Raw genomic sequence first — 26885 nt, 5'->3', positions numbered from 1 at the left:
TTTGAATTTCACAATTCATGACTTGCATGCACAGCTGGTCAATAAGGAAATATCAGCTGTTGAATTAACAAAGAAAGTTATTGCGCATCGTGACTCCGTCGAGAAGGATGTTCATGCATATCTCTCGCTTAGCGATGCAAAAGCTCTGGAAAAAGCGGCTGAAGTTGACGCCAAGATTGCAGCAGGAGAAGAAATCTCTGATCTGGCGGGCATTCCGGGAGCCATTAAGGATAATATCTGCATCAGCGGAGAAACCTGCACAGCTGCATCCAGGATGTTGGAACACTGGGTTGCTCCCTATGATGCCACTGTCATTGAAAAACTTAAGCAGCAGGATTTCATCTCTATCGGAAAGACGAACATGGATGAATTCGCAATGGGCTCTTCTACAGAAAATTCCGCTTTCGGACCGACAAGGAACCCATGGAATCTGGATTATGTTCCTGGCGGCTCCTCCGGCGGCTCTGCTGCAGCAGTAGCTGCAATAGAAGCAGTCTGGGCCCTTGGTTCTGATACGGGCGGATCCATCCGCCAGCCAGCTTCCTTCAATGGCATCGTAGGTCTCAAACCTACCTATGGGCTTGTTTCCAGATATGGCCTTCTGGCTTTTGCATCTTCACTCGATCAGATTGGCGGTTTGACGAAAGACGTAACCGATGCTGCCATTCTTTTAAATGCGATTGCCGGGTATGATGCAAAGGATTCCACCTCCATTCCTCAGGATAAAAAAGATTACAAGAAAGCTCTTGTGAATAACGTGAAGGGAATGAAGATCGGTGTCCCGAGAGAATTCTTTGGCGAAGGGATTAAGCCTGAGACCAAAGAGGCTGTTAAAAAGGCACTGGCCTTCTATGAGAAGGAAGGCGCTGAGCTTGTCGATGTCTCCATCCCGCATATTAACAGCGGTGTTTCTGTTTACTATATCATTGCTCCTGCAGAAGCAAGTTCCAACCTTGCCCGTTATGACGGCGTAGGCTTCGGATATCGTGCAGAAGGCAAAGATATCATTGATATGTATATCAAGACAAGAAGCACGGGCTTTGGCGAAGAAGTAAAGCGCAGAATCATGCTTGGCAACTATGTTCTGTCAGCAGGATATTATGATGCATATTATCTGAAAGCGCTGAAGGTACGCACTCTCCTCAAACAGGAATTTGATGAAGTATACAAGTCCTGTGATGTGATTGCAGCTCCTTCTGCATCCGGGACATCATTCAAGTTCGGCGCATTCTCTGATCCGCTCTCCCTGTACATGGAAGATATCTGCACGGTTCCGGTCAACCTGATCGGTGCTCCGTCCATCAGCATCCCGGTCGGATTCCATGAAGGAATGCCTCTTGGCATGCAGCTGATCGGCAAGCCGCTTGGCGAAGAAACAATTATTCAGGCTGCATATACTTTTGAACAGTCTCATCCTGAATTTACCCAAATTGCACCGAAAGGAGAGATTAAGGCATGAAATATGAAGCAGTGATTGGCTTGGAGGTTCATACAGAACTCCAGACAACAACGAAAATCTTCTGCGGCTGCAAAACATCATTCGGCGCTGAACCAAATACAAATGTATGCCCGGTTTGCTTAGGGCTTCCAGGCGTACTTCCTGTCCTGAATAAAAGAGTACTGGAATTTGCAGTACGTGCAGGCCTTGCCCTGAATTGCGAGATTTCCCGCTTCAGCAAGTTTGACCGCAAGAATTATTATTATCCGGATCTTCCGAAGAACTTCCAGACATCGCAGTTCGATCTTCCAATCTGCGAAAGAGGCCATCTTGATATCGAAGTAAACGGAGAAAAGAAACAGATCCGCATTACAAGAGCACATATGGAAGAAGATGCCGGCAAGCTTGTTCATCATGGAACATCCATTACCGATTCCGACTATTCCCTTGTCGACTATAACCGTACAGGTACACCGCTTCTTGAAATCGTTACTGAACCTGATATGCGTTCTGCCAAGGAAGCTGTTGCATACCTTGAAAAAATGCGCGCTATCCTGCAGTACATCGGTATTTCCGACTGCCGCATGGAAGAAGGAAGCCTTCGCTGTGATGCGAACGTTTCTGTCAGACCTGTCGGTCAGAAAGAACTTGGCACCAAGACGGAAATCAAGAATATCAATTCCTTCAAGGGCGTAGAAAAGGCAATTGAATACGAAGCGCTGCGTCAGGCAGAAATTCTTGAAGACGGCGGAAAGATCATTCAGGAAACAAGAACCTGGGATGAAAAGGAAGGCGTCACAAAGAGCATGCGTACAAAGGAAGAAGCGAACGATTACCGCTACTTCCCGGAACCTGACCTTGCACCTTTCACAGTTTCTGAAGAATACATTGAAGACATCCGCAAAACTCTTCCAGAACTTCCGGATGAAAGACGCGAACGTTACATCGCAAACTTCGGCCTGTCCTCTACGGATGCCCAGTATATGACAAACGACAAGGATACCTCCGATTACTTTGAAAAGGTGGTCGCAGCAGGCGCAGATCCCAAGGCTTCCGTAAACTGGATCATGGGCGAATTTGCAAGCCAGCTTTCCAATGCAGGCATAGAAATTGCCAAAGCCCCGGTTACACCGGAAAATCTCGCCAAACTTCTGGCTCTGATTGCTAAGGGAACCATTTCCGGAAAAATTGCCAAGAAAGTTTTTGCTGAAATGTGGAAAGACGGAGCAGATCCGGAAGAAATCGTCAAGGCACAGGGCCTTGTACAGATCAGCGATACAGGCGCACTCAAGGAACTGGTTGTAAAAGTCATTGCCAATAATCCAAAGGCAGTAGAAGACTTCAAAGCCGGAAAGAAGAAAGCTGTCGGTGCTCTGGTCGGACAGATCATGAAAGAAACAAAGGGCAAGGCAAATCCAAAAGTAATCAATGAGTTGCTGAATGACGAACTTAAAAAGTTATGATAGATGATAGAAAAAGCGAGAATGTTGAGCCTAATCAGGAAGAACCGAAAGTGATGTCTGATCAGGAAAGAGACAATTTTCATGGGCTGACATTAAATGAAGATGGGAGACGGGATGATCCCGAGGAGGATACGGAAATCCGTATTCACTTTGTGGATATAAAGAAGATTCCTTTATGGAAGAAAATCCTTTTTGGTGCCGCCTTTGTCATTTTTGTTGCCATTGCTCTCGTGATGGCATGGTTCTTTATGCTCGGCGGCGCAGCTGTCTTTGCTTTAGGTCTTATTATTTATTTGCTGAAAAAGTACATATTCTGATAAAAAGCTGCCTGCCGGCGGGCAGCTTTTTAGGTTAAAAGGGTACGGTTTTGAGGATTCGTCAAATATATTCAAACATTTAGAAAATAAAATAAACCATCTATATTGAAAAAATCAGATATGCATGTTATAATACTTCCAGAACGTCAAAAGTATTTTATTTAGAATTATTCTAGTAATTATATGATCAAGGAGGAATTGTACTATGTCTTTAAATGGAAAGAAGATTAGCGAATTCAAGCTTCAGGCTTATCAGAATGAAGATTTCATCGAAGTAACCGATAAGGATCTGCTCGGCAAATGGAGCGTCCTGTTTTTCTACCCGGCAGACTTCACATTTGTATGCCCGACCGAACTGGAAGACCTGGAAAACAAATATGCTGATTTCAAGAAGATCGGCTGCGAAATCTATTCTGTTTCCTGCGATACCCATTTCGTCCACAAAGCTTGGCATGAATCTTCTGACAGAATCGGCAAGGTTGAATATCCGATGATCGGCGATCCGACCGGCAAGCTTGCTAAGGATCTTGATGTATACATCGAAGATGCTGGCCAGGCAGAAAGAGGAACCTTCGTCATCAACCCGGACGGAGAAGTTGTACTCTATGAAGTAAGCGCAGGCAACATCGGACGTAATGCTGATGAACTGCTCCGCAAGGTTGAAGCTGCTCAGTTCGTTTACGAACACGGCGATGAAGTTTGCCCGGCAAAATGGCATCCAGGTGAAGAAACCCTGAAACCATCCTTTGACTTAGTCGGCAAATTATAATAAAACGGAGGCATCATGGAAAAATTTTATGATGCCATAGTAGTAGGCGGGGGGCCAGCTGGGCTCTCCGCCGCTATTTATATGGCGAGAGCGCGTTTCAGAGTCCTTGTAATAGAAAAGGAAAAAGTTGGCGGGCAGATTACAATTACCGCAGAAGTTGTCAACTATCCGGGGATATTCTCCACGAATGGCGAAAAACTTACTGCTGAAATGGCTCGTCAGGCAAGAGCATTCGGAGCAGAGTTCCTGAATGCAGAAGTGACCGGAATGGATGTAGATGATGATTACAAAGTCGTTCATACCTCCAACGGTGATTTCAAAACACTGGGAATCATCTTTGCCGGCGGCGCACATCCGCGTCTTGCCGGTTTCAAGGGAGAAAATGATTTCCGCGGCCATGGCGTGGCATACTGTGCAACCTGCGATGGCGAATTCTTTACAGGAAAGACCATTTTCGTTGTAGGCGGCGGTTATGCGGCTGTCGAAGAAGGGCTGTTCCTTACAAAGTATGCCAAGAATCTGATTGTTGTCGTAAGAGGAAATGATTTCAGTATAGAATCTGCAGCTGTGGAAGAGCTGAAAGATAATAAGAATACAAAGATCCTTTACCATACACAGATTGAGGAAGTAAAGGGCGATAGTGCTATCCGCAAGGTTGTCCTTAAAGACAGACAGACCGGAGAAGAAACAGTATATGAAGCGGATCCCAGTGATTTCTATGGTGTATTCGTATTTGTAGGATATGCTCCTGAGAATGCCCTTCTCAAAGGGAAAATCGATCTCGATGAAAAGGGATACGTTATTACCGACCGTGACCAGAAAACAAATGTTGACGGCGTTTACGCAGCTGGTGATATCTGTGTCAAGAACCTCAGACAGGTTGTAACAGCTGTATCTGACGGTGCAGTGGCTGCAACTTCTCTGGAGAAATACCTGGGAAGCCAGTTCAGAAAACTGAATCTGAAGCGTACTTATGTAAAGAATCTGGCTCCGAAAGAAAAGAAGCAGGAAGCTGCTGCTGTTGCAAAAGCGAAGCCGGAAGCCTTCCTTGATGATCAGACAAGACAGGCTCTTGCTCCTGTCCTGAACCGTTTTACGAATCCGATACTGCTGAGACTCTATAAAGATGATTCGCATCTGTCCCAGGAAGATGAAAAGATGGTTCGCGAACTTTCTGTAATCTCGGACAAGGTTAAGTTTGAGATTATTCAGGCATCTGAGGGAATGGAGCATACGATTGCCATCTGCAATGCAGAAGGCGAAGATCTTGGCCTGCATTTCCACGGAGTTCCTGGCGGACATGAATTCAATTCCTTCATTCTTGCCATGTATAATGCCGCAGGACCTGGACAGGATATCGGAAAAGATGCAGAGGCAAGAGTTGCAGCCATCAATGAAAAGAAGCATCTGAATATTGCAGTTTCTCTCTCCTGCACGATGTGCCCGGATCTTGTTGCCGCAGCCGAACGTATTGCTGCAGGAAATAAGAACATCACAGTTGATGTCTATGATCTGGCTCATTATCCTGACATGCAGCAGAAATATAACATCATGAGTGTTCCCTGCATGATCGTTAATGACGATGATGTGCATTTCGGCAAGAAGAATGTAACGGAACTTCTTGATATACTCCACGCTTAAGATGGAATCTTGCAATTGAAGGCAGTCTGACGTATATTCGTCAGGCTGCTTTTTAATTTAGTATCTACCCTTTTAGCTTCAATTGATCAGTTTCCTGATATAAATTGAAATATATACTACACTTTTAGCCAAAATATGATACAATAAGTTTAAATATTAATATTATGTATACTGTTTTGGAGGCATGAAATGAACAGACAACTTTCAATGGAATTCGTAAGGATTACCGAACAAGCTGCATTGAAGAGCGGACGGCTGATGGGAACCGGCGACAAGGAAGGGGCTGACCAGGCTGCTGTCGACGGAATGCATGAACAGTTCGCAAAGACACCGGTTTCCGGTACTGTTGTTATCGGGGAAGGCGAAATTGATGAAGCCCCGATGCTTTATATCGGGGAACATGTAGGTGCAGGCGGAGAAGAAGTTGATATTGCTGTCGATCCGGTAGAAGGAACGAATCTGGTTGCCAAAGGACAGGATGGAGCCATTGCAGTACTGGCTATTGCTCCTAAAGGATGTCTGCTTCATGCTCCGGATATGTATATGCAGAAAATCTGCGTCGGACCAAGAGCAAAAGGCCGTATCGACATCAATGCTTCCGTAACAGAAAATCTGAAGAACGTTGCTGATGCAATGAACAGAGAGATTTCTGACCTGACAGTTGTTATTCTTGACAGGGAACGTCATGAAAGCATTATCGGAGAAGCCAGAGAAGCAGGCGCAAGAATCCGTTTGATCACAGATGGTGATGTAGTTCCTTCTGTAGACTGCGGTATTCAGGGAAGCGGCATTCATATGGTACTGGGCTCCGGCGGAGCACCGGAAGGCGTTCTTGCAGCTGTAGGACTTAAATGCCTTGGCGGCGACATGCAGGCAAAACTTCTGCCGCATACAGAAGAAGAACTGACAAGAATGAAGAAAATGGGAATCGATGATCCGAACAAGGTGCTGACCCTGGATGATCTGGTAAGGGGCGATGACTGCATTTTCTCTGAAACTGCCATTACAGACTGCGCACTCCTGAAAGGTGTAAGATATTTCGGAGATGGTGCAAGAACAAGTACCCTCGTTCTCCGTTATAAGACCGGAACTGTTCGTTTCGTTGATACCATCCATCGTTTCGGTGATAAGAAACCGGCAGTCCGCCTGTGGTAATAATCATCCGGATTTATTAATTTAATAGATTAAGCTAAACAGGAAAGCAGCCATGAAAGCCGCTTTCCTGTTTTACGTAGAGCGCCCTTTTCTGCAGATTGAAATCTTCTGATCAGACTGATTTCCTTCTTTATCCCGAATTGCAATAATAAGTTGAACACCCGGCGAACCTTTATGCAGTAAGTGCTGCAAGCATTTCTTCCCTAAAGCACTCCTCGGGTGTCTTATAGCCGAGTATTTTTCTTGGCAGGGTGTTGGCCCAGCACTCTACTCTGGAAATGTATTCCACTGGGTAATCCTGGATTTTCTTCCCTTTGGGAAGAAATCGACGGAATAAGCCGTTGTGATTCTCATTCGTACCTTTGTCGCTGGAGCAGTACGGATGCGCATAATAGATCCGTGTGTGACTTAGTTTCTCTAGCTCCGACAGGCTAGAAAACTCACTGCCATTGTCTGTCGTAATGCTGAGGAACACTCGGCTGAAACAGCCGCGGAACATTCCATCCTTCAATTTTCTGAAGGCTGCTATTACAGAGGCACTTTCCTTGTTGGGCAGTTTTCTGATGAGGGAACAGCGTGTCTTGCGCTCAACCAGAGTCAGCAGTACTTCGTCCTTTGAGCGAGATCCCAGTACAAGGTCACACTCCCAATGCCCGAAATCCTGACGCTCATCCACAGAAGGATCGCGCTCATCTATACTGCGGCCGAACTTCTTCTTACGCTCACGAACCCGCTTCCTGGCGTTTTTTCGCTTGACGCGCAAGGGCAGGTCAATACTCTTGATTTTTCCTAGGAGCCCCAGCGTGACATAGTTGTACAGGGTTTTCGTACAGACCATCTCGCCACGTTGAAATTCTCCCGTAACCAGTGCCCTGCCAAAGCAGGCATCGAGCGACCAGTGATGTTCCTGAAGTCTCTTCTGCACATAGTCGAGGAATGCTCCCTTTGCTATGGCGTCGCATTTGCGACCACAGTTTTCGCGATGCGCCTCATAGGTGCTTTGCCCGTCTGCTGCGCGATAGCGTTCCACCTTGCCGTTATAGCAAAGAACCTTGCCACGCTTCACCTCGTTGCGTACCGTATTGACACAGCACCCAATCTCACGGGCTATGCTCCGATACGATTGCTTGTCGCGGAGACGCGTTTGGATAATGACTCGTTCCTCAAAAGTTAAATGAGCCCCTTTTTTGCGTAACGTATCCGTGGTAAAATGATTTTGATCCATAGCGATTCTCCTTTGTGGTTGTGTTTTTTGTGCAACTACATTTTACCACAAGGGTTCGCTATGGATTTTTAAGTGTTCAACTTAATTATACAATCCGCCTTTCCTTCTTTATCTTTTATTTAATGGCATAAGATTGCTTTATGTTGTAAAATAAAAGATACGATTTACTAAAAGGGTATTTAAGCAGATCGCTTACTATGGAAATGAAAAGGGGTTTCAACATATATGCATGAAATTTTAGACTGGATCTACTCAATCGTAGTGGCATTGTTCCTGGCAATGCTGATTCATATTTTTCTCTTCGTACCGACAAAGGTATCAGGGTCGTCCATGTATCCGACTTTGACAAATGGAGAGTATCTCATTGTTTCAAAAATCAGCCACGTACTTAGAGAAACTCCGAATTACGGGGATATCGTCATCATAGACAGCCGGACCCACAGGGAAAGATCCTGGATGGATGATCTCACAGAACCGCTTGATAATTACATTGCCATTTTCGAGCATAGTACTCAGGGTCATAATATCTGGGTCAAACGCGTTATCGGAAAACCGGGAGACAAGCTGGAATTCCATGACGGACACGTATATAGAAATGGTGAAAAGCTGGATGAACCATATATCAATGAACCAATGGAATTTTCTATGGACGGATCTTATACTGTTCCTGAAGGCGATGTATTCGTCATGGGGGACAACAGGAACCACAGCTCTGACAGCCGTTTCATCGGGCCGGTTCCGATCGATCATGTCCTTGGCAAGGTATGCCTGCAGCTGTAACCCGGTCAGGCATACTGCCTCCATGCGTTTTTGATTCATGAAATTCCCTGTGATAAGATGATTGCAATCATCGGGCGGTTTCAATGATAAGTTGTACAGATGGAAGATTCTAAGGATAATAAGAAGGGAAGTTTGTTATGGCACATTGCAATGAAAAATATTTAAACTTGCAGAGCGCTTGTCTTTTTGATGAAATCAATGAAAAACAGAATGCATACAAGGAATCTCATCCTGATGCAGATATTATTTCGCTGGATATTGAGGATGGAACACAGCCGCTTGCTCCATCTGCTGCTGAAGCCATGAAAAAGGCTGTAGACGAGATGTCCCGCGGCGGGACGTTCCCCGGCTGCGGCCCGGAGCAGGGATATCTTTTCCTGCGCGAAGCTATTGCAAAAAATGATTTCCAGTCCAGAGGCTGCGATATTTCACCAGATGAAATTTTTGTCAGCGATGGTGAAAAATATGACATTGGGAATATGCAGGAAATTTTTGCTGAAAGTGATATCGCTGCAATAACAGACCCTGTATATTCTCCCTATGTTGACAGCAATGTCCTGGCCGGCCGCGGCGGGAAATTCATCAACGGCGCATACTCGAAGCTTGAATATCTTCCCTGCTATGAAGAATGTGATTTTAAGGCAAATCTTCCGCAGCATGATCCGATGATCATTTACTTATGCTCGCCAAATAACCCGACAGGAACCGCTTTGAACAAGAGCAATCTTACGATGTGGGTGAAATACGCAAAGCAGACTGGAGCTGTCATTTTCTTTGATGCTGCTTATGAGGCCTTTATTACTGAGCCAAATATTCCGCACAGCATTTATGAAATCGAAGGAGCTAAGGACGTTGCGATTGAATTCCGCTCTTATTCCGAAACGGCAGGACTCACAGGTCTTCGCTGCGGTTACTGTGTCGTTCCGAAGGAATTGATGCTTGAAACAAAGAAAGATGACAAGGTTTCAGCCAATGAACTGTGGAAATGCCATCAGCGTGCAAAGTTCAAAGGTTGTTCCTATATTGTTCAGCGCGGGGCAGAAGCATCCTATACGGAAGAGGGTAAAAAGCAGATTCAGGCTGCACTTGCTGCTTATCGCGAAAATGCAAAGATCATCATGGATGCCTGTGAAGAATCCGGTCTCAATGCATATGGCGGTATCAACAGCCCGTATATCTGGGCAGCTGTTCCGGAAGGAATGACAAGCTGGGAATTTTTCGATTTTCTGCTTGATAAGGCACAGGTGATCTGTTCTCCGGGATCCGGATTAGGCCTGTGCGGTGAAGGCTTTATCAGACTGACATCTTTCAATACTCCGGAACTTACAAAAGCAGCAGCTGAAAGAATGAAGAAAGCCCTGAAAGAATTATAAAAATGATTTTGCCCGGGTGGATTGGGAAAGTATTTTAGTTTGTTTGAAAGTGGGTTGAAAATGAGTACAAATCTTCAAATTGGTATTGTCGGCTTGCCTAATGTCGGCAAGAGTACATTATTTAATGCGATCACGAAAGCCGGAGCAGAAGCTGCAAACTTCCCGTTCTGTACGATTGAACCAAACGTAGGTATAGTAGAAGTACCAGATCATCGTATTTACGATCTGGCAAAAATGTTCAATCCTAAAAAGATTACACCTGCTTTTACCCGTTTTGTCGATATTGCAGGGCTCGTCGCAGGGGCATCTAAAGGTGAAGGCCTTGGAAACCAGTTCCTCAGCCACATCAGGGAAACCGATGCGGTCGCTCATGTCGTACGCTGCTTTGAAAGCGGGGATATCACACATGTCGAAGGTACTGTGGATCCTGTGCGTGATATGGGTATTATCAATACAGAACTCTGCCTGGCAGATCTTGAAAGCGTCGAAAAGAAGAAAACGAAAGTAGCAAAACTTGCTCAGGCGGGGATCAAGGAAGCAAAAGCTGAACTTCCTGTCCTGAATAAAGTATTTGATACACTGCAGGAAGGCATTCCTGCAAGAACGCTCGATCTTTCTGAAGATGATCTTGCTGTCATCAGGGAACTGAATTTAATCACATTGAAGCCGGTGCTTTATGTCCTGAACATTTCAGAAGATGACATTGCCGATCCTATGAAGAATGAGTATGTCAAGAAAGCTTCAGAGGAAGCCGAGAAGGAAGGCGCTAAGTGGATTCCTATTTCGGCTGAGATCGAAGAAGAAGTTTCAGAACTCGATCCGGAAGAAGCCAAGATGTTCCTGGCCGATTTGGGCGAAGATGAACCAGGTGTCAACCACTTGATCCGCGCTGCCTATTCCATGCTGGGCCTTATCAACTTCTTTACCGTCGGACCCGATGAATGCCGTGCCTGGACAGTAAGAGCAGGAACGAAAGCTCCTAAGGCTGCAGGAAAGATTCATAGTGACATTGAACGAGGCTTTATCAGAGCAGAAATCGTTTCTTATAATGATTTAATGTGGTACGGCTCGTATGCGAATGTCCGTGAAAAAGGACTGCTCAGGGTAGAAGGAAAAGATTATATCATCCAGGATGGGGATGTCGCTTATTTCAGATTCAATGTCTGACATTCAGGCATAAAAAAACAGCTCTGCGTTGCATGACTGACGCAGAGCTGTTTTTTATATAATCAATCGGCCTTAGGTTCTTCAAAGATACTGTTTTTGAAATAGAAGTAAATGAAAAAGGCTGCTGCAATGACGAATCCGATAAGAGCAGTGATTTGCGCACTCTTGAGATCCAATGCATAGGTTCCGTAATCTCCGCGGAAAAATTCAAGAAAGAATCGCAGGAGGGAATAAAGCATAATATAAAGGCAGAACGTCGTGCCTTTGGGGTGCTTGAAGCAGGAGTACCAGATCAAAAGGCAGAAAATGATCAGGTCTCCCTGACATTCCCATACTTCAGCCGGCCAAAGGGGCTGAGGGCCATACGTCTTGTACGCCAGAGTGGTCGCCGGGTACAGGATTCCGTATCCAAGCCCCGTGGGATGGCCGAATGCGTCCCCGTTCATAAAATTGGCGATCCTGCCAACCGACTGGCCAAGGATGATGGCAGGCGTAACTATATCTGCAAATGGAAGGATCGGTATATTTTTCTTCTTTAAGAAAAAGTACGCAGCAACGCAGGCGAAAATGACACCGCCTTGTATAGCCATGCCGCCCTGCCAGACATAAGGAATTTCCGTCAGATGATCATGATAGTAATCCCAGTCAAAGAAGAATACATCCCAGAGCCTGCCTCCTATAATGCCGAAGAAAGCGATGGTCAGGCCTAAATCAAAAATGCACTCCTCCCATCCGGTTCTGCTCTTTTTCAATAAGAAATAAGCCATGATGCAGCCAAAGATGATGGCGAGTGAAAAGAAAATGCCATAAAACCGTATGGGGAATCCCCCGATGAAAGTTAAATATTGATGCATGAATATGCTCCTTCTTAATCTATTTTGAAATTGCTTTGATGGACTATAGAAATATTATACTATGCTCATTCCATAAATATAAACCGTGATTCTTTAATGAATGACTGATAATGAACAGCGGCTGGATGATTATCCCGCTTTTGAAATATAACACTTAATGAGTCAGGCAGAGATATTAATCAAATGAGGGCATCTGTCCAATTATTCTTTAAGATTTCTTTAAATTTTTAACTGACGATGTGTTTCTTAACGATTAAAACTTGAATTTGATTAAAGCTATGGTATGATGAATATGAGAGAAAAAATAGAATTCATTAATAACATATTCATCTTTTTCGCAGAAAATAAAAATAATAATAACTACTAATAATAACCGGGATGAATCAGTCCCGCTGCGAAGATGTCTCTCGGCTTTTTTGTTATTTGGAGGAACCTAAAATGAGAAACTGTGTATTGATTCTTGAACCAGATGCAGGTGTGAGCCGGTTCATGCAGTTAAAACTGGAAGAAGAAGGGTTCAACTGCCTGACTGATAATACCGGGGATTCTGCTGTAGATCTGGCAGGCCAGCGCCAGGTCGATATTATTCTGCTTGATCCGGATTCAGCGCCAAGAAACGGAATGGAACTTCTTGGCAAAGTTCGCGAAATCAGTTCCATACCGATCATATACTTGTCTTCAGACAGCAGCGTTGATACTAAAGTCGCTGTTTTGAATGCAGGGGCAGATGATTATATTACAAAGCCATATGCAACGAAAGAACTGGTTGCAAGAATTCGTTCTGCCTTAAGACGCCATGAAGAGCCAAAAGTTGTAACGGATCCGTCCTTTACTATCGGCGATCTTTCCATTTACCCGGATCGTCATGAAGTCCGCGTTGCCGGGGAAGCAGTGGATCTGACAAAGAAAGAATTTGATTTGCTTCTGTTTTTGGCAAAGAATAAGAACAGAGTCCTGAAGAGAGAAGAAATACTGGAAAAGGTCTGGGGCTATGGTTATGCAGGGAAGACAAATATTGTTGATGTTTACATCAGGTACCTGCGCAGCAAGATTGATGAAAAGATAGGAAAGAAGTACATACATACCGTTCGCGGAATCGGCTATGTAGCAAGAGATTGATATGATAAAACAAGTAATCGTAGTTGAAGGAAAATCAGATATAGCAAGAGTAAGCATGGCTGTAGATGCGGACATGATTGCAACAGAAGGTTTTACGCTTCGTCCGGAGGTAATTGAGAGGATCCGCCTGGCTCATGAAAAGCGGGGAATTATTATCCTGACGGATCCGGATGGCCCCGGGGAAAGAATAAGGAAACGTTTGATTAAGCTCTTTCCAAAGGCATTGAATGCTTTTGTACCAAAAGATGAAGCATCCACAAAGGATGATGTGGGAATCGAGGATGCTTCTCCTGAATCGATCAGGAAAGCATTGTACAAACTCCGTATCAGCAGTCTGGAAGACTCCCGCTTATTCTCAGAAGAAGACTTATTTAAGGGCGGACTTATCGGAAAGGCCGATTCTTCAGCAAAAAGGGAAGCAGTTGGTGCTGTTCTTGGTATAGGGTATGGCAACGCAAAGCAGTTTTTAAAAAGATTAAATCATTATGGTGTTACACGTGAAGAGTGGGAAAATGCTTTGCAGGTGTGCCAGAAGGAGAGTTCATGCTAGATGCAAACTTAGCTGACCGGAAAGTGGTTCAGTATGTCATAAATCGTTTCGGGATTCACGCAAAGCATAGATTGGGACAGAATTTTCTCGTCCGCCCGGATATTGTAGCTGCTATAGCGGATGCGGCTGAAATAACACCGGACGTTTCTGTTATGGAAATAGGTGCAGGCATTGGTACGCTTACACAGGCTTTGGCAGAAAGAGGATCTGACGTCATTGCCTTTGAAGTGGATCAGAGTTTGAAACGTGTCCTTGATTCGACACTGGAAAAATATAAGAATGTCACAATTATTTATGAGGATGTTCTGAAGGCTGATCTCAAGGGAATTTTAGGGGATAAAGAATGGCACTGTGCGGCAAATCTTCCGTACTATATAACAACGCCTATACTCTTATCTCTGATTCATTCAGATCTTCCCATTTCCCTTTTTGTATTTATGACGCAAAAAGAAGTAGCCGACAGGATTCTGGCAGATCCGGGAACAAAGGACTATGGTGCGCTTACACTGGCTGTACAGTATTACTGCACGGCGGAGAGGGTCCTGGATATCCCTCCGACAGCATTCATCCCGCGTCCTCAGGTTACTTCCACTGTCTTAAGGCTCAGAAGAAGAAGCGAGCCTGCCGTTTCCGTCAAAGACAGCAAGCTTCTCTTCAGCTTGATCAAGATGGGATTTGCGCAGAGAAGAAAGGTCTTTACGAATGCCGTTAAGTTTGGCGGCATACCTAATGAAATCAGCAGGAAGATTTTCGAGGTGACGGGGATCGATGGCTCAAGAAGAGGGGAAACATTCTCGCTTGAAGAATATGCAGCCCTTGCTGATGCCTGGTATGACCTGATTCATGATTAATCGTTTCGCTTATTGAACATTTGGTTCTATTTACAAATAAGTTCTTAAGGAATATAATAAATATCAAATATGACATGATGATGAAGAATGGTTTCTTTTGATGCTGATCAGAGACCTGGCGGCTGGTGTGAGTCAGGGCGGAGAAAGAAGCTTCCACTTCGGAGTGGCCGGTGATGAATCGGACGGCTGGTGACCGATAAAAACCATAAGCTGGCTTTTATGCAAATTGGGTGGTACCGCGATGAACTTCGTCCCATGTTGGGATGAAGTTTTTTTATTTGATCATCATTTGCCGTATATGCCAATTTAAAATTTTATTGCATTGGAGAGTGTTAACTATGTTGGATATGAAGTTCATTAGGGAGCATGCTGAGGAAGTAAAGGAAAACCTGGTTAATAGACATAATCCCTTTGATTTGGATCACGTTCTTGATCTGGATCAGAAGAGAAGAGAACTGCTTCAGCAGACAGAAGTATTGAAGAGCCAGAAAAACGCTGCATCCAAGATGATTGCCCAGGCAAAAAAGGAAGGCAGGGATGCTTCCAAGGATATTGAGGATATGCGCGAAGTAGGAAAAAAGATTTCTGCCATTGACAGCGAACTGGCATCTATTGAAGCTGAACTGAAAGAACTGCTGCTTCATATTCCTAATATGGCCGATAAGTCTGTTCCTGTGGGCAAAGATGATTCTGAAAATCCGGAAGTCAGACGCTGGGGAGAAATCCCGACCTTTGATTTCCCTGTTAAAGCCCATTATGAATTAGGCGATACCCTTGGAATCCTGGATTCTGAAAGAGCAGGAAAGGTTTCCGGAGCTCGCTTCTATTTCTATCTGGATGGTGCTGCACGTCTTGAAAGAGCTGTTTATAATTTCATGCTGGATGTCCACACACAGGAAAATGATTTCATCGAAGTCATTCCTCCATACATCATCAACGGAAACTCCATGCAGGGAACTGGCCAGCTTCCTAAATTTGCTGATGACATGTACAAAGTCGAAGGCGAAAACATGTACATGACACCGACCGCTGAAGTTCCGCTGACCAACTTCTTTGCTGGAGAAATCATCGATGGAGATAAACTTCCGGTGCATTTTACAGCACTGACACCATGCTTCAGAAAGGAAGCAGGATCAGCAGGCAAGGATACACGCGGCCTGATCAGACAGCATCAGTTCCATAAAGTGGAAATGGTTAAATACTGCAAACCGGAAGACAGCTGGGACGAACTGGAATCCCTGACAAAAGAAGCTGAGAAGATCCTGCAGCTCTTAAAATTGCCGTATCATGTCGTCTGCCTGTGCACGGGAGACATTGGATTCTCCTCGGCTAAGACTTACGATATCGAAGTCTGGATGCCAGCGCAGAATAAGTACAGGGAAATCTCCTCCTGCTCCAACTGTCTGGATTTCCAGGCCAGACGCGCTAATATCAGATTCCGCAGAAAGACCGGAGAAAAACCTGAATTTGTTCATACATTGAATGGTTCCGGACTGGCTGTCGGACGTACTGTAGTTGCCATTATGGAAAACTATCAGCAGGCTGATGGAACAATCAGAGTACCGGATGCATTGGTTCCATATATGAACGGGGTCAAAGTTATTGGTCAGAGAAAGAATTCTGGCAAATAAAAAGTAAAAGAGCAGAAAAATCAGCGGGATGCAATCTTCCGCTGATTTTTCTGCTCTCCTGACTGGTTCCGCTGAGGAATTTTTCGTGAATGTGTAAATGAAATCGCGGCAGGCCTAGTTACCATATTGATTTTTATGTATAATTAATCTTAAGAGGAGGTGATTTGAGTTGAAAAATCTTAAAGTTCTTCTTGCTTTTTTTATCTCTGCATTCATGCTTCCCTGCACGGTTCTTGCCAGTGATGGAGGAGTGGCGGCGTCGATTATTAAAGATCCGGTTGTGGATACTTTATTTTCAATCATCATCATTTTATCCATCGTGATCGAGATAAAGACGGCAGGTTTTTCCGGAGGAAGCCTTATAGCCATTCTGGCGGGCCTTATCCTCATAGGAACGAACTGGTACTATGAAGGCGGGCAGTCTCTTGAATTTGCGCTTTATTTCGGCGGCATCGCATTGATTATTCTGGATATTCTCGTGATGTATACGGGCATATTCATAGGCGCCGGTTTCATCGCAGTTATGGCAGGTCTCTTTTTTACTTTTGGCGGAAACATGACGGCTCTTTATATTCTTCTGTTTGCAGTACTGGCTTCCTGTGTCGGGGCTTATTTCCTTTTCAAATACCTTCCCGACAACCACATCTGGCAGAAGATTACACTTCATGCCAGACAGACGAATAAAGAAGGTTACTTATCTTCCTCAAAGGACCTCAGCTCATTTGAAGGAAAGTCCGGGATCAGCGTCTCAACATTGAGGCCCACCGGAAAAATTTCAATTGACGGGGATATTAAAGATGCAATTTCCGAGAACGGGTACATTGAGAAGAATTGCGAAGTCCGTGTAGTGAAAGTTGAAAACAATTACTTGATTGTAAGAAAAGCATAGCAAGGCTGGCCTTGCTTGTATTCCATTAGGAGGTACTTATGGATCCTTTCGTTTTCCCTGTGGGAGTTTTAATTCTGGCTGTGCTGGCCGGTTCCATCTTCTTGCATTTCGTCCCGGTCGGGCTGTGGATTTCTGCCCTGGCTGCCGATGTAAATATATCCCTGTTCAATTTGGTAGGGATGCGGATCCGCCGCGTTGAGCCAAGGATGATAGTTCTTCCCTTGATCAAAGGAATCAAGGCGGGATTGTCCTTAAACAGCAATCAGCTGGAAGCTCATTATCTGGCTGGCGGTAATGTTGATAATGTGGTGGATGCATTGATTGCAGCACACAGAGCACAGATTGCTTTGTCCTTTGAACAGGCAGCAGCTATCGATCTTGCCGGCAGAAATGTACTGGAAGCCGTGCAGATGAGCGTTAATCCGAAGGTCATTGAAACACCGACGATTTCTGCTGTTGCAAAAAATGGCATCGAACTTAAGGTAAGAGCAAGGGTCACTGTTCGTGCCAATATCGATCGTCTCGTCGGCGGTGCAGGTGAAGCAACGATTATTGCCCGTGTCGGTGAAGGCATCGTTACAACGGTAGGCTCTTCTGAAAAGCATACCGACGTTCTTGAGAATCCGGATCATATATCCAGGACAGTGCTTGGAAAAGGCCTCGACTCCGGCACGGCTTTTGAAATTCTCTCCATTGATATAGCTGATGTGGATGTCGGAAGAAATATCGGCGCACAGCTCCAGACTGATCAGGCTGAAGCTGACAAGCAGATTGCACAGGCAAGAGCAGAGGAAAGAAGAGCGATGGCAGTTGCCAAAGAGCAGGAAATGCGTGCGTATACGCAGGAAATGCAGGCAAAGGTCGTAGAAGCGCAGGCAAAGGTGCCGCTTGCACTTGCCGATGCTCTTAGAGCCGGAAATCTTGGAGTCATGGATTATTACAATATGAAGAACATTGTGGCCGATACTGAAATGAGAGAAAATATTGCAGGCAGCAGTGAGAAGAAAAACTGATTCTGCCATTATAAGGAGGTACACTGCAAGTGAATGAATACTTGATTGAGCTAATGTGCATCCTCGCCATAATGGTCTGGCTGATCCGGCGGTACCCTTTTGCGCGACTGTCCGCGGTGTTCTTAGAAAATGGAAATTCATCCGGTCTGGGCTCTTTCAGGAAGAGGGAAGGAGAAAGCCATATAGATCATACCGTCCATGTAAGCTACTTCAAGCACGGATCTTCCGGTGCAGAGGACGGCCTGGGGACACCGGATGAGGATTATGATTACAAGGCGCTCAGGAAAAAGATCCTTGAAACATGGGGACAGAGCACGCCTGAGGGAAATGGAGAGGAAGATAACACTTCTCCTGATACAACGTCTCCGGATAGTTCCATCGGCCGGAAAGCCCAGGATGAGTCCTCTCAAAATGAAGCGCCTGTTCAAGATCCTGAGCCTGTTAAGAGAAGGAACGTATCTGAGCCTGAAACAGCTCCGGCTCCAAAACGTGAATATGAGCCCGCCCGCGTAAAAACAGTTCCAGAGATAAAAACGCCGCTGCCGGAGAGAAAGATGCCTGACAAGGCAAAGGCACATGTGAAGAAAAAGATTGCTGAACCAGCTCAGATGGAGGCCAGCAGCAACCCGGACAGTGAAGGCTTGATACCTAGACGCTGGTCGGAAAAAGATGCACAGCGATGGATGGTATACGATGCAGTTTTCGGGCCTCCCAGGGGAAGGGCAGGATGGAAATACCGCAGATAATTGATCGGCCTTGCTGCCGTGCATTTTGGGGAGGTTTATGGATACTTTCAAAGAAGAGGTATATGGCAAAATCCAGTGGGAATGCTGCCGTGCGAAGATTTATATAGTAGCTATGTCCTTGTTTTATGTTTTAATCTGCGCAACGATTATTACATATGCCATGGAATATGGAAATATTTTATATGTAGTGGCAGCCTGTGTATTTTGCTTTTCTGTATGGAGAATCAACAGGCTGCACACACCGGTAGCACTCGTATGCGAGAAGAAGCTCCTCGTATCGGTTCCATGGTCATTTTTAAATTCGGACTTCGACTTTTCTTTCAAATCTTTATACATGCCTATAGAATATTCAGAGATTACGGGTGTTTCCAATTGCTGGGATCATCTTTATATAGGTGCCAGAGTAGCAGGAGGAATCGTGGGCCTGCCTGTTCAGATGTCATGCGTTTCCAGGAAGGATAAGAAAAAATTTAAATTCTGGATCAGCAAAAAGCAGGAGGAAAACAGGCATGTATCCAGACTGACCTTTTAATCATGGATAGGGCAGAGACTCAGGCGGGTCTGTTGATTTACAAAAGACCTTATGATACCATATAAAGCATATTCATGATTTTAAGAGGTGAAGTTGAATGGCTGCTAAAATTACATACACGATACAAAAGGAATTGGGCGATTTGTCAATTGCGCCTAATGGATGGAAAAAGCAATTGACTTACACAAGCTGGAATAACCGGGAAGAGAAATTTGATCTGCGTTCTTGGAATGAAGATCATACAGCTATGACAAAGGGAATTACGCTGACTAAGGAAGAAGCCCTTAAGCTGCGTGATATACTGAACGAAATTGATTTCGATGAATTATGATGAAACCTAACAATATGCCAAGCAGGTATTCCGTAAGGAGCGGCCTGCTTGGCATATTATGCATTTAAATATAAATTAAGGTATGCTTTCTACATTTCTTCGCAAAGGGTCATATTATGGAACTGGGATTTCTAAAAGATAATCCAAGAAGCAGTAAGGCAATGCTTACTTGCGCTATTGGTCTTGCAGTTAACTTTATATTAGCCTCCGCCAAAATCTTTGCCGGCTGGTCGAGCGGTTTCTTATCTGTTATGGGAGACGGGTTTAACAATTTAACAGATATGGGATCAATCATTTTATTGATGATGACCTTCTATTACGCTGCAAAACCCTCGGATAAAGAGCATCCATTTGGCCACGGGCGCCTGGAATACATCAATGCTACCGTTATGGCTGCCATTATCCTATATGTCGGCATTACGCTTTTCATAGAATCAGCGCATAAGATTTCCAATCCGACAGATACGGAATATTCTCCTTTGATCATTATCAGCTTAACACTGGGCATCATCGGAAAATTATTTCTGGCATGGCAGTATAAGAAGACAGGGAAGGAGATCAATTCTGAATCATTCAATGCTTACAGCGCGGATTCTTTGTCAGACCTCCTGTCCACCTCAAGCGTCTTGGCGGCAACTTTAGTCGAGTCTTTCTTTCATTACCATATTGACGGATACATGGGCGTATTGATGTCGCTGGTCATCCTATGGACAGGATATACGATTATGAAAAAAGCGGTGAATTCAATTATGGGTTCTACGCCGGATCCCGAGATTTATGAAAGCATAAAAAACTGCATCCTTGGATGCAAGGGCGTGTATGGTGTGCATGACCTGATTGTGCATGATTACGGTCCTGAAAATCATTTTGCTACAGCGCATGTAGAGCTGGACAGCTCATTGACCTTTATGCAAAGCCATGAGCTTTCAGAAAATGTCACGACTGTTCTGCGTGAAAAACTGAATATCCAGGCGGTGATCCATGCCGATCCTAAAGCGGTATCCAATCCAAGGGAGGCAGAATATCAAAGAGATCTGGAAGCTGCCATTTACCGATCGGGACTACCGCTTTCCTATCATGACTTTTTTGTTCAGGAAAAAGAAGGAGAAATCGATCTTTCCTTTGAACTGGCGCTGACAGGCTACTGTAAATTGAATGATGGGGAAATTTATCATGCAATATCTGATGAATTAAGGAAAATCAACCCGGCCTATCATATCGAAACGATGATTGACAGAAACTTTATCAGCGGAAAAATCTATGGAAATGATTGATAAATTATCAAAATTGATCGGATGCTGAATAACACTTGCTGATGATTTTATGATAAAATACATAATGGAAATCTAACGAATATATGCATCGCTGAATCGATGATGCATGCAGATTCTTTTAGCAAAAGGAGAGTCTATACACGTATCAATGAAACTATGTTTTATGAAAAGTCATCGTAAATATGTAAATATTTAAGGAAGTGTGTGTATGAAAATAAAAAAGTACACAGTTTTAGCGGCCTGCCTGTTGGTTTTTGGAACTTTCAACGTATCTTATGCTGATTACATGATGGGTTCCCATGGGAATGATGTCAGGATCCTTCAAAGACGTCTTGCTCTCTATGGACTGAATGTAAAAGCAAACGGCACCTATGACAAGGCAACATACAAGGCTGTCGTGAAGTTCCAGAAGAAAAGGCATCTGACAGCGGATGGAATCATCGGTCCTGCCACTTATAAAGCATTGACCGGCTATTCTATGAAAACGGCTTCAAAAACCGGCTCAGATGCTCCCGCTGCCGTAAAGAAAAGCAGCAGTGCCCAAATCCAGAGTACGGGAATCAATGATTTCCTGGTACAGTGGCACAGCTCGGTGATAACAAACAGCACTGTTAAGGCGATTACAGAAGAAGCGCAGAAGTACATTGGAGTTCCGTACCAGTTCGGCGGTACGACGCCGAAGGGATTTGACTGCTCAGGTTTTATTCAGTATGTTTTCAACCGGAAAGGGATTGTCCTTCCCCGGTCAGCTGACGAGCAGTATACTTCCGGGAGAAAGATTTCAGTGAACGCACTCGAACCCGGCGATCTTGTTTTCTTTAAAACGTATGATCAGGGAATCTCGCATTCCGGATTGTACTTAGGGGACGGATATTTCATCAGCGCGACCTCGAGCAAGGGCGTGGCTGTAGCAACGATGAAAAGCGGCTACTGGCATGACAGATATGTCGGCGCAAACAGGGTTCTGTAACGGGATCGCGCATTTTAGCTGGCAATCGTCATGAAATAACTGAATCAAGAAGCGGAAAATAAAGTAATGTTGAAATAAGGCTGTAGATTTTTTGTTTTGCTACAGCCTTTTTACAATGATAGATGAATACTAAATTTATGAATATTAATGGATGGTGCAGCTCTTATGAAAATAGCCATGATCCAAATGGAAGTTGACTCAGGGCAGAAGGACAGAAATATACGGCATGCATTCCAGCTCTTGGAACAAGCAGTTCCAAACAGTGACGTTCTGGTGCTGCCGGAATTGTGGACAATCGGATATGATTTTCACAATTTAGATAAAAATGCAACAAGGCTTGGGGACAGTTTGATCTCTGGATTATCCTCATTTGCCAATTATCATCATGTTACTTTGGAGGCGGGGACGCTTCCTGTAGAAGTCAATGGCAAGATCAGCAACATGGGGATCGTGTTCGGCCCGAATGGGGAAATCCAGGCACAGTACAGCAAGCGTCATCTGTTTTACGGATATGAGGAATCAAAATTGATGGTTCCCGGAAACAGTTTGATGAATACTGAAATCAACGGTGTCAAAACCGGAATGGCTGTCTGTTATGAGTTCTATTTTCCGAGAATGTGGAGAAAAATGGCAAAGAGCGGAGTGACATTAGTGCTGGCTCCGGCTTCATGGCCTGCCGTCCATATTCCTCAATGGGAAGTCCTTACAAGAGCCAGGGCTATAGAAAACGGGATCTGCGTCTGCGCGGTCAATATGGCAGGAGAGTACCACGGGCTCAAGCTTGGCGGGCATTCTCTCTTTATTGACCCGACAGGGAAGGTAGAAGCGGAAGCAGGAGATGGCGAGGAAATCCTTTATGGAGAGTATGATGAAATCCGGTACAGGGATTTAGGAAAGCAATTGGCGGTCATACGCTTATAAGAATGATCTTATCATTCCGTTTCTCAAAGAGATTGGGCTTAATCACGTGAAGTATGCTAATCCATATTTGCATGGATTAGGCAAGTCATATATAATGAAGGGGCAATTAATTAAGGGGGTCTATCATGAAGGGCAATGATATTCGCGAGTCGTATCTTTCGTTTTTTGAAAATAAAAAAGATCATCTTAGATTAAAGAGTTTTTCCTTGATTCCTAAGGATGACCCGAGTCTTTTGCTGATCGGCGCCGGAATGGCACCATTAAAACCGTTTTTCACAGGCAAGGTTGAACCGCCGAGACATAGAATCACAACAAGCCAGAAGTGCATCCGCACTGGTGATATCGGAAATGTAGGATATACTGCAAGACACCATACATTTTTCGAAATGCTGGGAAACTTCTCCTTTGGCGATTATTTCAAGAAGGAAGCTATTTCCTGGGCATGGGAATTCCTTACTGAAGTAATCAAACTTGACAGCTCCCGCTTGTATGTTACAATCTATCCGGATGATAAGGAAGCTTATGATTACTGGCATACGATGATCGGACTGCCGGAAAATCATATTTATCCTCTTGCCGATAATTTCTGGGAAATCGGTGAAGGCCCGTGCGGCCCTGATTCTGAAATTTTCTTCGATCAGGGAGAAGAATTCGGAACAGACCCGGAAAATCAGATGGGCGGAGACGGTGATCGTTTCCTTGAAATCTGGAACCTGGTATTCAGCCAGTATGACCGTCAGAAGGATGGCTCCTATCTTCCTCTGGCAAAGAAAAACATTGATACCGGTGCAGGTCTGGAACGTCTTGCAGCCGTACTGCAGCACAAGAAAAACAATTTCGAAACAGACCTGTTCTTCCCGATTATTGAAGAAGCATCTACTCTCTCCGGTGTTTCCTATGGAAAGAGTGCACAGGGCGATGTTGCATTGAAAGTTATTTCGGATCATGCCAGAGCCATTACCAATATGATTGCTGACGGCATTCTGCCTTCCAATGAAGGAAGAGGTTATGTACTCCGCAGAATCCTCAGACGTGCTGTACGTTTCGGAAAACTGCTTGGCATTCAGGATCCATTCATGGGTCATATGATCGATGTAGTCATCGATATGATGAAACCTGCCTATCCGGAATTGCTGGATAAACAGGCATACATTAAGAAAGTAGCTGGAATGGAAGAAGAAAGATTCCAGACAACATTGAATGCGGGTATTGATCTTCTTTCCGAAATGATAGAAGATACCCAGAAACATAATGAAAAAAATATTTCCGGGGAACGCGTTTTCAAATTATATGATACCTATGGATTCCCATGGGAACTAACACAGGAAATCGCCGCTGAAAAGGGACTTTCTGTTGATAAGGCCGGTTTTGAAGCTGCAATGGCTGAACAGAAGGAAAGAGCAAGAGCAGCCCGCGCTAAGGTTTCTGCCAAGGTGGCAACGCCTGATACGACAAAACTGGATATTTCTTCTTTATCAACCATTGATGAAGACGGGACAACGAAACTCCTTCTCGTAGGCAAAGATGGCAAAGAACTTGCTTCTGCCGCAGATGGTACAGAAATCACAGCAATCCTTCTCAATACTCCTTTCCACGCTGAAGGCGGCGGACAGATTGGTGATACAGGCATCATTACCGGAGCTGAAGGTTCCATTATTGTTGAAAATACCAAGAAGCTTCCTGATGGAATCACTTACATTATCGGTGAAGTTAAAGAAGGCATCATTCGCGCAGGCGAAGAGGTCAATGTAGTTGTAGACCGCGACAGACGTGAAAAACTGGCCAGAAACCATACGGGCACGCATATGCTGCAGGCTGCACTTAGAAGAGTACTCGGCGATCAGGTCAATCAGGCAGGTTCCCTGGTACTTCCTGACAGACTGAGATTCGACTTCACCTGGCCGGAAGCATTATCTGCAAAGCAGATCAGGGAAGTTGAAGATATCGTCAATGCTGAAATCATCAAGAACACATCAGTGTCCATTAATGAAATGCCGATTGATGAAGCTAAAAATCTGGGAGCGATGGCTCTGTTCGGAGAAAAATACGGCGATATCGTCCGTGTCGTTTCCGTTGGTGAATTCAGCAAGGAATTATGCGGTGGTACGCACGTATCCAATACCGGAGAATTAGGATCCTTCAGAATTATCGGAGAGTCCGGTATCGGATCCGGTGTCAGAAGAATTGAAGCTGTCACAGGCTGGGCTGCTTATGAAATGATGCAGGAAGACAGAAAGCTTATCAATTCTGCTGCAGATGCATTGAAATCAAACAGCACAGGGATTCTGGAACGCATTGAAAAACTGCAGGCAGAACTGAAAGACGCTGAACATGAATTATCCGCCCTTAAGAAAAACAAGGTCCAGGACGAGCTGAAAGAATTGATTCAGAATGCTGAAGTTAAAAATGGTGTTTCCATACTGGGTGCAGTTGTTCATGTTGATAATATAAATGAATTGCGTGAAGCTGCAGATTTTGTAAAGGCCAAGCTTCCTGTTTCTGCAGTCATACTCGGCACAGCTGTAGGTGATAAGGTCAATCTGGTAGGCATGGCTTCACCGGATGCAGTCAAGGCAGGCATCCATATGGGCAAGGTTATTTCCCAGGCTGCCAAGATCTGCGGCGGTGGCGGCGGCGGAAAGCCAGCTAATGCGCAGGCAGGCGGCAAGGATGTATCCAAGCTTGCTGATGCTGTAGCCCAGGGCGTTAAAATTATTTCTGGAATGCTTGATTAAGGAGGGATATATATGTCAGTCTCTGATGAAACAATTTTATTTAATAAAAATGCCGACGAAGGTGAAAACACACAGGCATCTATGATTTTGCAGGAAGTGTATGCTGCTCTTAAGGAAGCCGGGCATAATCCAACCGTTCAGCTTGTCGGATATTTGGTATCTGGAGAACCGACATATATTACCAGCAGGCATGATGCAAGAAAGCTTATCTCAGGCATTGAAAGAGATGAACTTGTAGAAGAATTAGTCAGATTCTATATAAAGCATAAGGGTCTCTGATATGCGTATTATGAGTCTTGATGTTGGTTCTCAAACGATCGGCGTTGCTGTAAGTGACCTTTTTGGCTGGACGGCTCAGGGAGTTGAAACCATCCGGCATACTACGAGAGAAAAGGATTTCGCAAGACTTTGGGAGCTCACGGATCAGTATAAAGTGGAAGAGTTCGTATTGGGCCTGCCTTTAAACATGAACGGTACTAAAGGTATGCGCGCTGAGCGTACTGAAGAATTTGCCCATGAGCTGGAAGAGGCTTTTCCTGACATTCCCTGGAGATTCTGGGATGAAAGGCTTACAACTGTTATGGCGCAAAAAGAGCTGATTGCTGCGAATGTGAGCAGGAAGAAGCGGAAGAAAGTTATTGATAAAATGGCAGCAGTAGTTATTCTCGAGGATTACCTGCATTATCTCGCTCTGAATGGCGGGAAAAAGTAAAGGATGCATTATGGAAAATAAAACCGAAGAATCAATCATCGTGACAATCGACGATACGGAAGGGAATTCCAGAGATTTTGTGCAGGATATGGTAATACCGTTTGACGGCAAGGAGTTTGCCGTTCTGGTATCGATTCCTGAAAGCATGGATTCTGAAGAAGAACCCGATATCATATTAGCCAGAATTGACAAGGATCAGGACGGAGAAGTCGTTTACGTATCTCCAACTGATGAAGAATATGACGCTGTCGCTGAAATCTATAATGCCATGTAATTATCATTAAATGGCATAAATTGAAATGGCTGATCACTGAATGTTAGATTTTGTTCTGACAGGCAGAGGTCAGTTTTTTTCAATACCAGGAACTGTACCTGGCCCCAGTCACTTTTCTTCAGGAAGAATGACAGGCGCTTTTGGGTACGTATCTG

Annotated in this window: 27 protein-coding genes; 25 read left to right on the top strand and 2 right to left on the bottom strand. The window is 44.6% G+C overall.

Annotated elements, in window-relative coordinates; all coding sequences use genetic code 11:
- Window position 1 precedes the first annotated feature (1 nt).
- The 6 genes from gatA (at window position 2) to glpX (ending at window position 6783) form a co-directional block, all read left to right on the top strand.
- Complete coding sequence (gatA, locus tag Dia5BBH33_RS05515; protein WP_108849651.1) at window positions 2-1459, top strand: Asp-tRNA(Asn)/Glu-tRNA(Gln) amidotransferase subunit GatA; 1458 nt, start codon at window positions 2-4, stop codon at window positions 1457-1459.
- Window positions 1456-2901 (top strand): Asp-tRNA(Asn)/Glu-tRNA(Gln) amidotransferase subunit GatB, encoded by a 1446-nt coding sequence (gene gatB, locus Dia5BBH33_RS05510; protein ID WP_022382418.1) that lies wholly within the window; start codon window positions 1456-1458, stop codon window positions 2899-2901. Before gatA ends, gatB begins: the two co-directional genes overlap by 4 nt.
- A gap of 53 nt (window positions 2902-2954) precedes the next feature.
- A complete protein-coding gene (locus Dia5BBH33_RS05505; protein WP_143332538.1) occupies window positions 2955-3218 on the top strand; it encodes a hypothetical protein in 264 nt (87 codons plus the stop codon).
- Between the two features lie 205 nt (window positions 3219-3423).
- The gene (gene ahpC, locus Dia5BBH33_RS05500) at window positions 3424-3987 is read left to right on the top strand and encodes an alkyl hydroperoxide reductase subunit C (protein WP_022382416.1); all 564 of its coding nucleotides are present in this window, start codon (window positions 3424-3426) and stop codon (window positions 3985-3987) included.
- Window positions 3988-4002: 15 nt separating this feature from the next.
- Window positions 4003-5628, top strand: coding sequence for an FAD-dependent oxidoreductase (locus Dia5BBH33_RS05495; protein ID WP_108849652.1), 1626 nt, complete (start codon window positions 4003-4005; stop codon window positions 5626-5628).
- Between the two features lie 189 nt (window positions 5629-5817).
- Window positions 5818-6783, top strand: coding sequence for a class II fructose-bisphosphatase (glpX, locus tag Dia5BBH33_RS05490; RefSeq protein ID WP_108849653.1), 966 nt, complete (start codon window positions 5818-5820; stop codon window positions 6781-6783).
- 172 nt (window positions 6784-6955) lie between these two features.
- Here the strand turns inward: glpX and Dia5BBH33_RS05485 are convergent, their stop codons facing one another.
- Window positions 6956-8008 carry an IS30 family transposase gene (locus Dia5BBH33_RS05485; protein WP_143332537.1) on the bottom strand — a complete coding sequence of 351 codons (1053 nt, stop codon included), beginning with the start codon at window positions 8006-8008 and terminating at the stop codon, window positions 6956-6958.
- Window positions 8009-8233: 225 nt separating this feature from the next.
- Between Dia5BBH33_RS05485 and lepB the strand changes: the two genes are divergently transcribed.
- The 3 genes from lepB to ychF all read left to right on the top strand — a co-directional run bounded on the left by lepB (window position 8234) and on the right by ychF (window position 11328).
- Complete coding sequence (gene lepB / locus Dia5BBH33_RS05480; RefSeq protein ID WP_022382413.1) at window positions 8234-8788, top strand: signal peptidase I; 555 nt, start codon at window positions 8234-8236, stop codon at window positions 8786-8788.
- Window positions 8789-8925: 137 nt separating this feature from the next.
- Window positions 8926-10161: an LL-diaminopimelate aminotransferase gene (locus Dia5BBH33_RS05475; protein WP_143332536.1), complete on the top strand. Its 1236-nt coding sequence runs from the start codon at window positions 8926-8928 to the stop codon at window positions 10159-10161.
- 60 nt (window positions 10162-10221) lie between these two features.
- Window positions 10222-11328: a redox-regulated ATPase YchF gene (ychF, locus tag Dia5BBH33_RS05470; protein WP_108849655.1), complete on the top strand. Its 1107-nt coding sequence runs from the start codon at window positions 10222-10224 to the stop codon at window positions 11326-11328.
- Between the two features lie 62 nt (window positions 11329-11390).
- Here ychF and lgt read toward each other — a convergent pair whose 3' ends face one another.
- Window positions 11391-12182, bottom strand: coding sequence for a prolipoprotein diacylglyceryl transferase (lgt, locus tag Dia5BBH33_RS05465; protein WP_022382410.1), 792 nt, complete (start codon window positions 12180-12182; stop codon window positions 11391-11393).
- Window positions 12183-12620: 438 nt separating this feature from the next.
- On the opposite strand from lgt, the gene Dia5BBH33_RS05460 reads away from it, so the two are divergent.
- The 16 genes from Dia5BBH33_RS05460 to Dia5BBH33_RS05385 all read left to right on the top strand — a co-directional run bounded on the left by Dia5BBH33_RS05460 (window position 12621) and on the right by Dia5BBH33_RS05385 (window position 26730).
- Window positions 12621-13301, top strand: coding sequence for a response regulator transcription factor (locus Dia5BBH33_RS05460; RefSeq protein ID WP_108849656.1), 681 nt, complete (start codon window positions 12621-12623; stop codon window positions 13299-13301).
- Between the two features lies 1 nt (window position 13302).
- The gene (rnmV, locus tag Dia5BBH33_RS05455; RefSeq protein ID WP_108849657.1) at window positions 13303-13851 is read left to right on the top strand and encodes a ribonuclease M5; all 549 of its coding nucleotides are present in this window, start codon (window positions 13303-13305) and stop codon (window positions 13849-13851) included.
- Window positions 13845-14702 (top strand): 16S rRNA (adenine(1518)-N(6)/adenine(1519)-N(6))-dimethyltransferase RsmA, encoded by an 858-nt coding sequence (gene rsmA / locus Dia5BBH33_RS05450; protein WP_108849658.1) that lies wholly within the window; start codon window positions 13845-13847, stop codon window positions 14700-14702. Before rnmV ends, rsmA begins: the two co-directional genes overlap by 7 nt.
- Window positions 14703-15040: 338 nt before the next feature.
- A complete protein-coding gene (serS, locus tag Dia5BBH33_RS05445; RefSeq protein WP_022382214.1) occupies window positions 15041-16333 on the top strand; it encodes a serine--tRNA ligase in 1293 nt (430 codons plus the stop codon).
- 169 nt (window positions 16334-16502) lie between these two features.
- A complete protein-coding gene (locus Dia5BBH33_RS05440; protein WP_108849659.1) occupies window positions 16503-17222 on the top strand; it encodes an NfeD family protein in 720 nt (239 codons plus the stop codon).
- Between the two features lie 38 nt (window positions 17223-17260).
- Window positions 17261-18235: a flotillin-like protein FloA gene (gene floA, locus Dia5BBH33_RS05435; RefSeq protein ID WP_022382212.1), complete on the top strand. Its 975-nt coding sequence runs from the start codon at window positions 17261-17263 to the stop codon at window positions 18233-18235.
- A gap of 116 nt (window positions 18236-18351) precedes the next feature.
- Window positions 18352-18981, top strand: coding sequence for a hypothetical protein (locus Dia5BBH33_RS05430; RefSeq protein ID WP_143332535.1), 630 nt, complete (start codon window positions 18352-18354; stop codon window positions 18979-18981).
- 37 nt (window positions 18982-19018) lie between these two features.
- Entirely contained in the window at window positions 19019-19513 is a 495-nt protein-coding gene (locus tag Dia5BBH33_RS05425; RefSeq protein ID WP_022382953.1) for a hypothetical protein, read from the top strand.
- 97 nt (window positions 19514-19610) lie between these two features.
- Window positions 19611-19844 carry a YdbC family protein gene (locus tag Dia5BBH33_RS05420; RefSeq protein WP_022382954.1) on the top strand — a complete coding sequence of 78 codons (234 nt, stop codon included), beginning with the start codon at window positions 19611-19613 and terminating at the stop codon, window positions 19842-19844.
- Between the two features lie 116 nt (window positions 19845-19960).
- Window positions 19961-21118 carry a cation diffusion facilitator family transporter gene (locus Dia5BBH33_RS05415; protein WP_108849661.1) on the top strand — a complete coding sequence of 386 codons (1158 nt, stop codon included), beginning with the start codon at window positions 19961-19963 and terminating at the stop codon, window positions 21116-21118.
- Window positions 21119-21326: 208 nt separating this feature from the next.
- Window positions 21327-22088, top strand: coding sequence for a C40 family peptidase (locus Dia5BBH33_RS05410; protein ID WP_108849662.1), 762 nt, complete (start codon window positions 21327-21329; stop codon window positions 22086-22088).
- Window positions 22089-22274: 186 nt separating this feature from the next.
- The gene (locus Dia5BBH33_RS05405) at window positions 22275-23009 is read left to right on the top strand and encodes a nitrilase-related carbon-nitrogen hydrolase (RefSeq protein WP_232518103.1); all 735 of its coding nucleotides are present in this window, start codon (window positions 22275-22277) and stop codon (window positions 23007-23009) included.
- A gap of 125 nt (window positions 23010-23134) precedes the next feature.
- Window positions 23135-25744 carry an alanine--tRNA ligase gene (gene alaS / locus Dia5BBH33_RS05400; RefSeq protein WP_143332534.1) on the top strand — a complete coding sequence of 870 codons (2610 nt, stop codon included), beginning with the start codon at window positions 23135-23137 and terminating at the stop codon, window positions 25742-25744.
- Window positions 25745-25756: 12 nt separating this feature from the next.
- Complete coding sequence (locus Dia5BBH33_RS05395; protein WP_022382959.1) at window positions 25757-26023, top strand: IreB family regulatory phosphoprotein; 267 nt, start codon at window positions 25757-25759, stop codon at window positions 26021-26023.
- A 1-nt stretch (window position 26024) separates the two neighbouring features.
- The gene (gene ruvX, locus Dia5BBH33_RS05390) at window positions 26025-26456 is read left to right on the top strand and encodes a Holliday junction resolvase RuvX (RefSeq protein WP_022382960.1); all 432 of its coding nucleotides are present in this window, start codon (window positions 26025-26027) and stop codon (window positions 26454-26456) included.
- A gap of 10 nt (window positions 26457-26466) precedes the next feature.
- The gene (locus Dia5BBH33_RS05385) at window positions 26467-26730 is read left to right on the top strand and encodes a DUF1292 domain-containing protein (RefSeq protein WP_022382961.1); all 264 of its coding nucleotides are present in this window, start codon (window positions 26467-26469) and stop codon (window positions 26728-26730) included.
- Window positions 26731-26885: the final 155 nt, after the last annotated feature.

It is taken from the genome of Dialister hominis (assembly GCF_007164725.1).
Lineage (GTDB): Bacteria > Bacillota > Negativicutes > Veillonellales > Dialisteraceae > Dialister > Dialister hominis.
The sequence above is the reverse complement of the archived record's forward strand: the minus strand, read 5'-3'. Positions and strand labels throughout refer to the sequence as shown.

Excerpts from the sequence above, each read along its gene's own strand:
- gatB (WP_022382418.1), top strand. The coding sequence starts at position 1,456 with ATGAAATATGAAGCAGTGATTGGCTTGGAGGTTCATACAGAACTCCAG.
- Dia5BBH33_RS05505 (WP_143332538.1), top strand. The coding sequence starts at position 2,955 with ATGTCTGATCAGGAAAGAGACAATTTTCATGGGCTGACATTAAATGAA.
- ahpC (WP_022382416.1), top strand. The coding sequence starts at position 3,424 with ATGTCTTTAAATGGAAAGAAGATTAGCGAATTCAAGCTTCAGGCTTAT.
- Dia5BBH33_RS05495 (WP_108849652.1), top strand. The coding sequence starts at position 4,003 with ATGGAAAAATTTTATGATGCCATAGTAGTAGGCGGGGGGCCAGCTGGG.
- glpX (WP_108849653.1), top strand. The coding sequence starts at position 5,818 with ATGAACAGACAACTTTCAATGGAATTCGTAAGGATTACCGAACAAGCT.
- Dia5BBH33_RS05485 (WP_143332537.1), bottom strand. The coding sequence starts at position 8,008 with ATGGATCAAAATCATTTTACCACGGATACGTTACGCAAAAAAGGGGCT.
- lepB (WP_022382413.1), top strand. The coding sequence starts at position 8,234 with ATGCATGAAATTTTAGACTGGATCTACTCAATCGTAGTGGCATTGTTC.
- Dia5BBH33_RS05475 (WP_143332536.1), top strand. The coding sequence starts at position 8,926 with ATGGCACATTGCAATGAAAAATATTTAAACTTGCAGAGCGCTTGTCTT.
- ychF (WP_108849655.1), top strand. The coding sequence starts at position 10,222 with ATGAGTACAAATCTTCAAATTGGTATTGTCGGCTTGCCTAATGTCGGC.
- lgt (WP_022382410.1), bottom strand. The coding sequence starts at position 12,182 with ATGCATCAATATTTAACTTTCATCGGGGGATTCCCCATACGGTTTTAT.
- Dia5BBH33_RS05460 (WP_108849656.1), top strand. The coding sequence starts at position 12,621 with ATGAGAAACTGTGTATTGATTCTTGAACCAGATGCAGGTGTGAGCCGG.
- rnmV (WP_108849657.1), top strand. The coding sequence starts at position 13,303 with ATGATAAAACAAGTAATCGTAGTTGAAGGAAAATCAGATATAGCAAGA.
- rsmA (WP_108849658.1), top strand. The coding sequence starts at position 13,845 with ATGCTAGATGCAAACTTAGCTGACCGGAAAGTGGTTCAGTATGTCATA.
- serS (WP_022382214.1), top strand. The coding sequence starts at position 15,041 with ATGTTGGATATGAAGTTCATTAGGGAGCATGCTGAGGAAGTAAAGGAA.
- floA (WP_022382212.1), top strand. The coding sequence starts at position 17,261 with ATGGATCCTTTCGTTTTCCCTGTGGGAGTTTTAATTCTGGCTGTGCTG.
- Dia5BBH33_RS05425 (WP_022382953.1), top strand. The coding sequence starts at position 19,019 with ATGGATACTTTCAAAGAAGAGGTATATGGCAAAATCCAGTGGGAATGC.
- Dia5BBH33_RS05420 (WP_022382954.1), top strand. The coding sequence starts at position 19,611 with ATGGCTGCTAAAATTACATACACGATACAAAAGGAATTGGGCGATTTG.
- Dia5BBH33_RS05415 (WP_108849661.1), top strand. The coding sequence starts at position 19,961 with ATGGAACTGGGATTTCTAAAAGATAATCCAAGAAGCAGTAAGGCAATG.
- Dia5BBH33_RS05410 (WP_108849662.1), top strand. The coding sequence starts at position 21,327 with ATGAAAATAAAAAAGTACACAGTTTTAGCGGCCTGCCTGTTGGTTTTT.
- Dia5BBH33_RS05405 (WP_232518103.1), top strand. The coding sequence starts at position 22,275 with ATGGAAGTTGACTCAGGGCAGAAGGACAGAAATATACGGCATGCATTC.
- alaS (WP_143332534.1), top strand. The coding sequence starts at position 23,135 with ATGAAGGGCAATGATATTCGCGAGTCGTATCTTTCGTTTTTTGAAAAT.
- Dia5BBH33_RS05395 (WP_022382959.1), top strand. The coding sequence starts at position 25,757 with ATGTCAGTCTCTGATGAAACAATTTTATTTAATAAAAATGCCGACGAA.
- ruvX (WP_022382960.1), top strand. The coding sequence starts at position 26,025 with ATGCGTATTATGAGTCTTGATGTTGGTTCTCAAACGATCGGCGTTGCT.
- Dia5BBH33_RS05385 (WP_022382961.1), top strand. The coding sequence starts at position 26,467 with ATGGAAAATAAAACCGAAGAATCAATCATCGTGACAATCGACGATACG.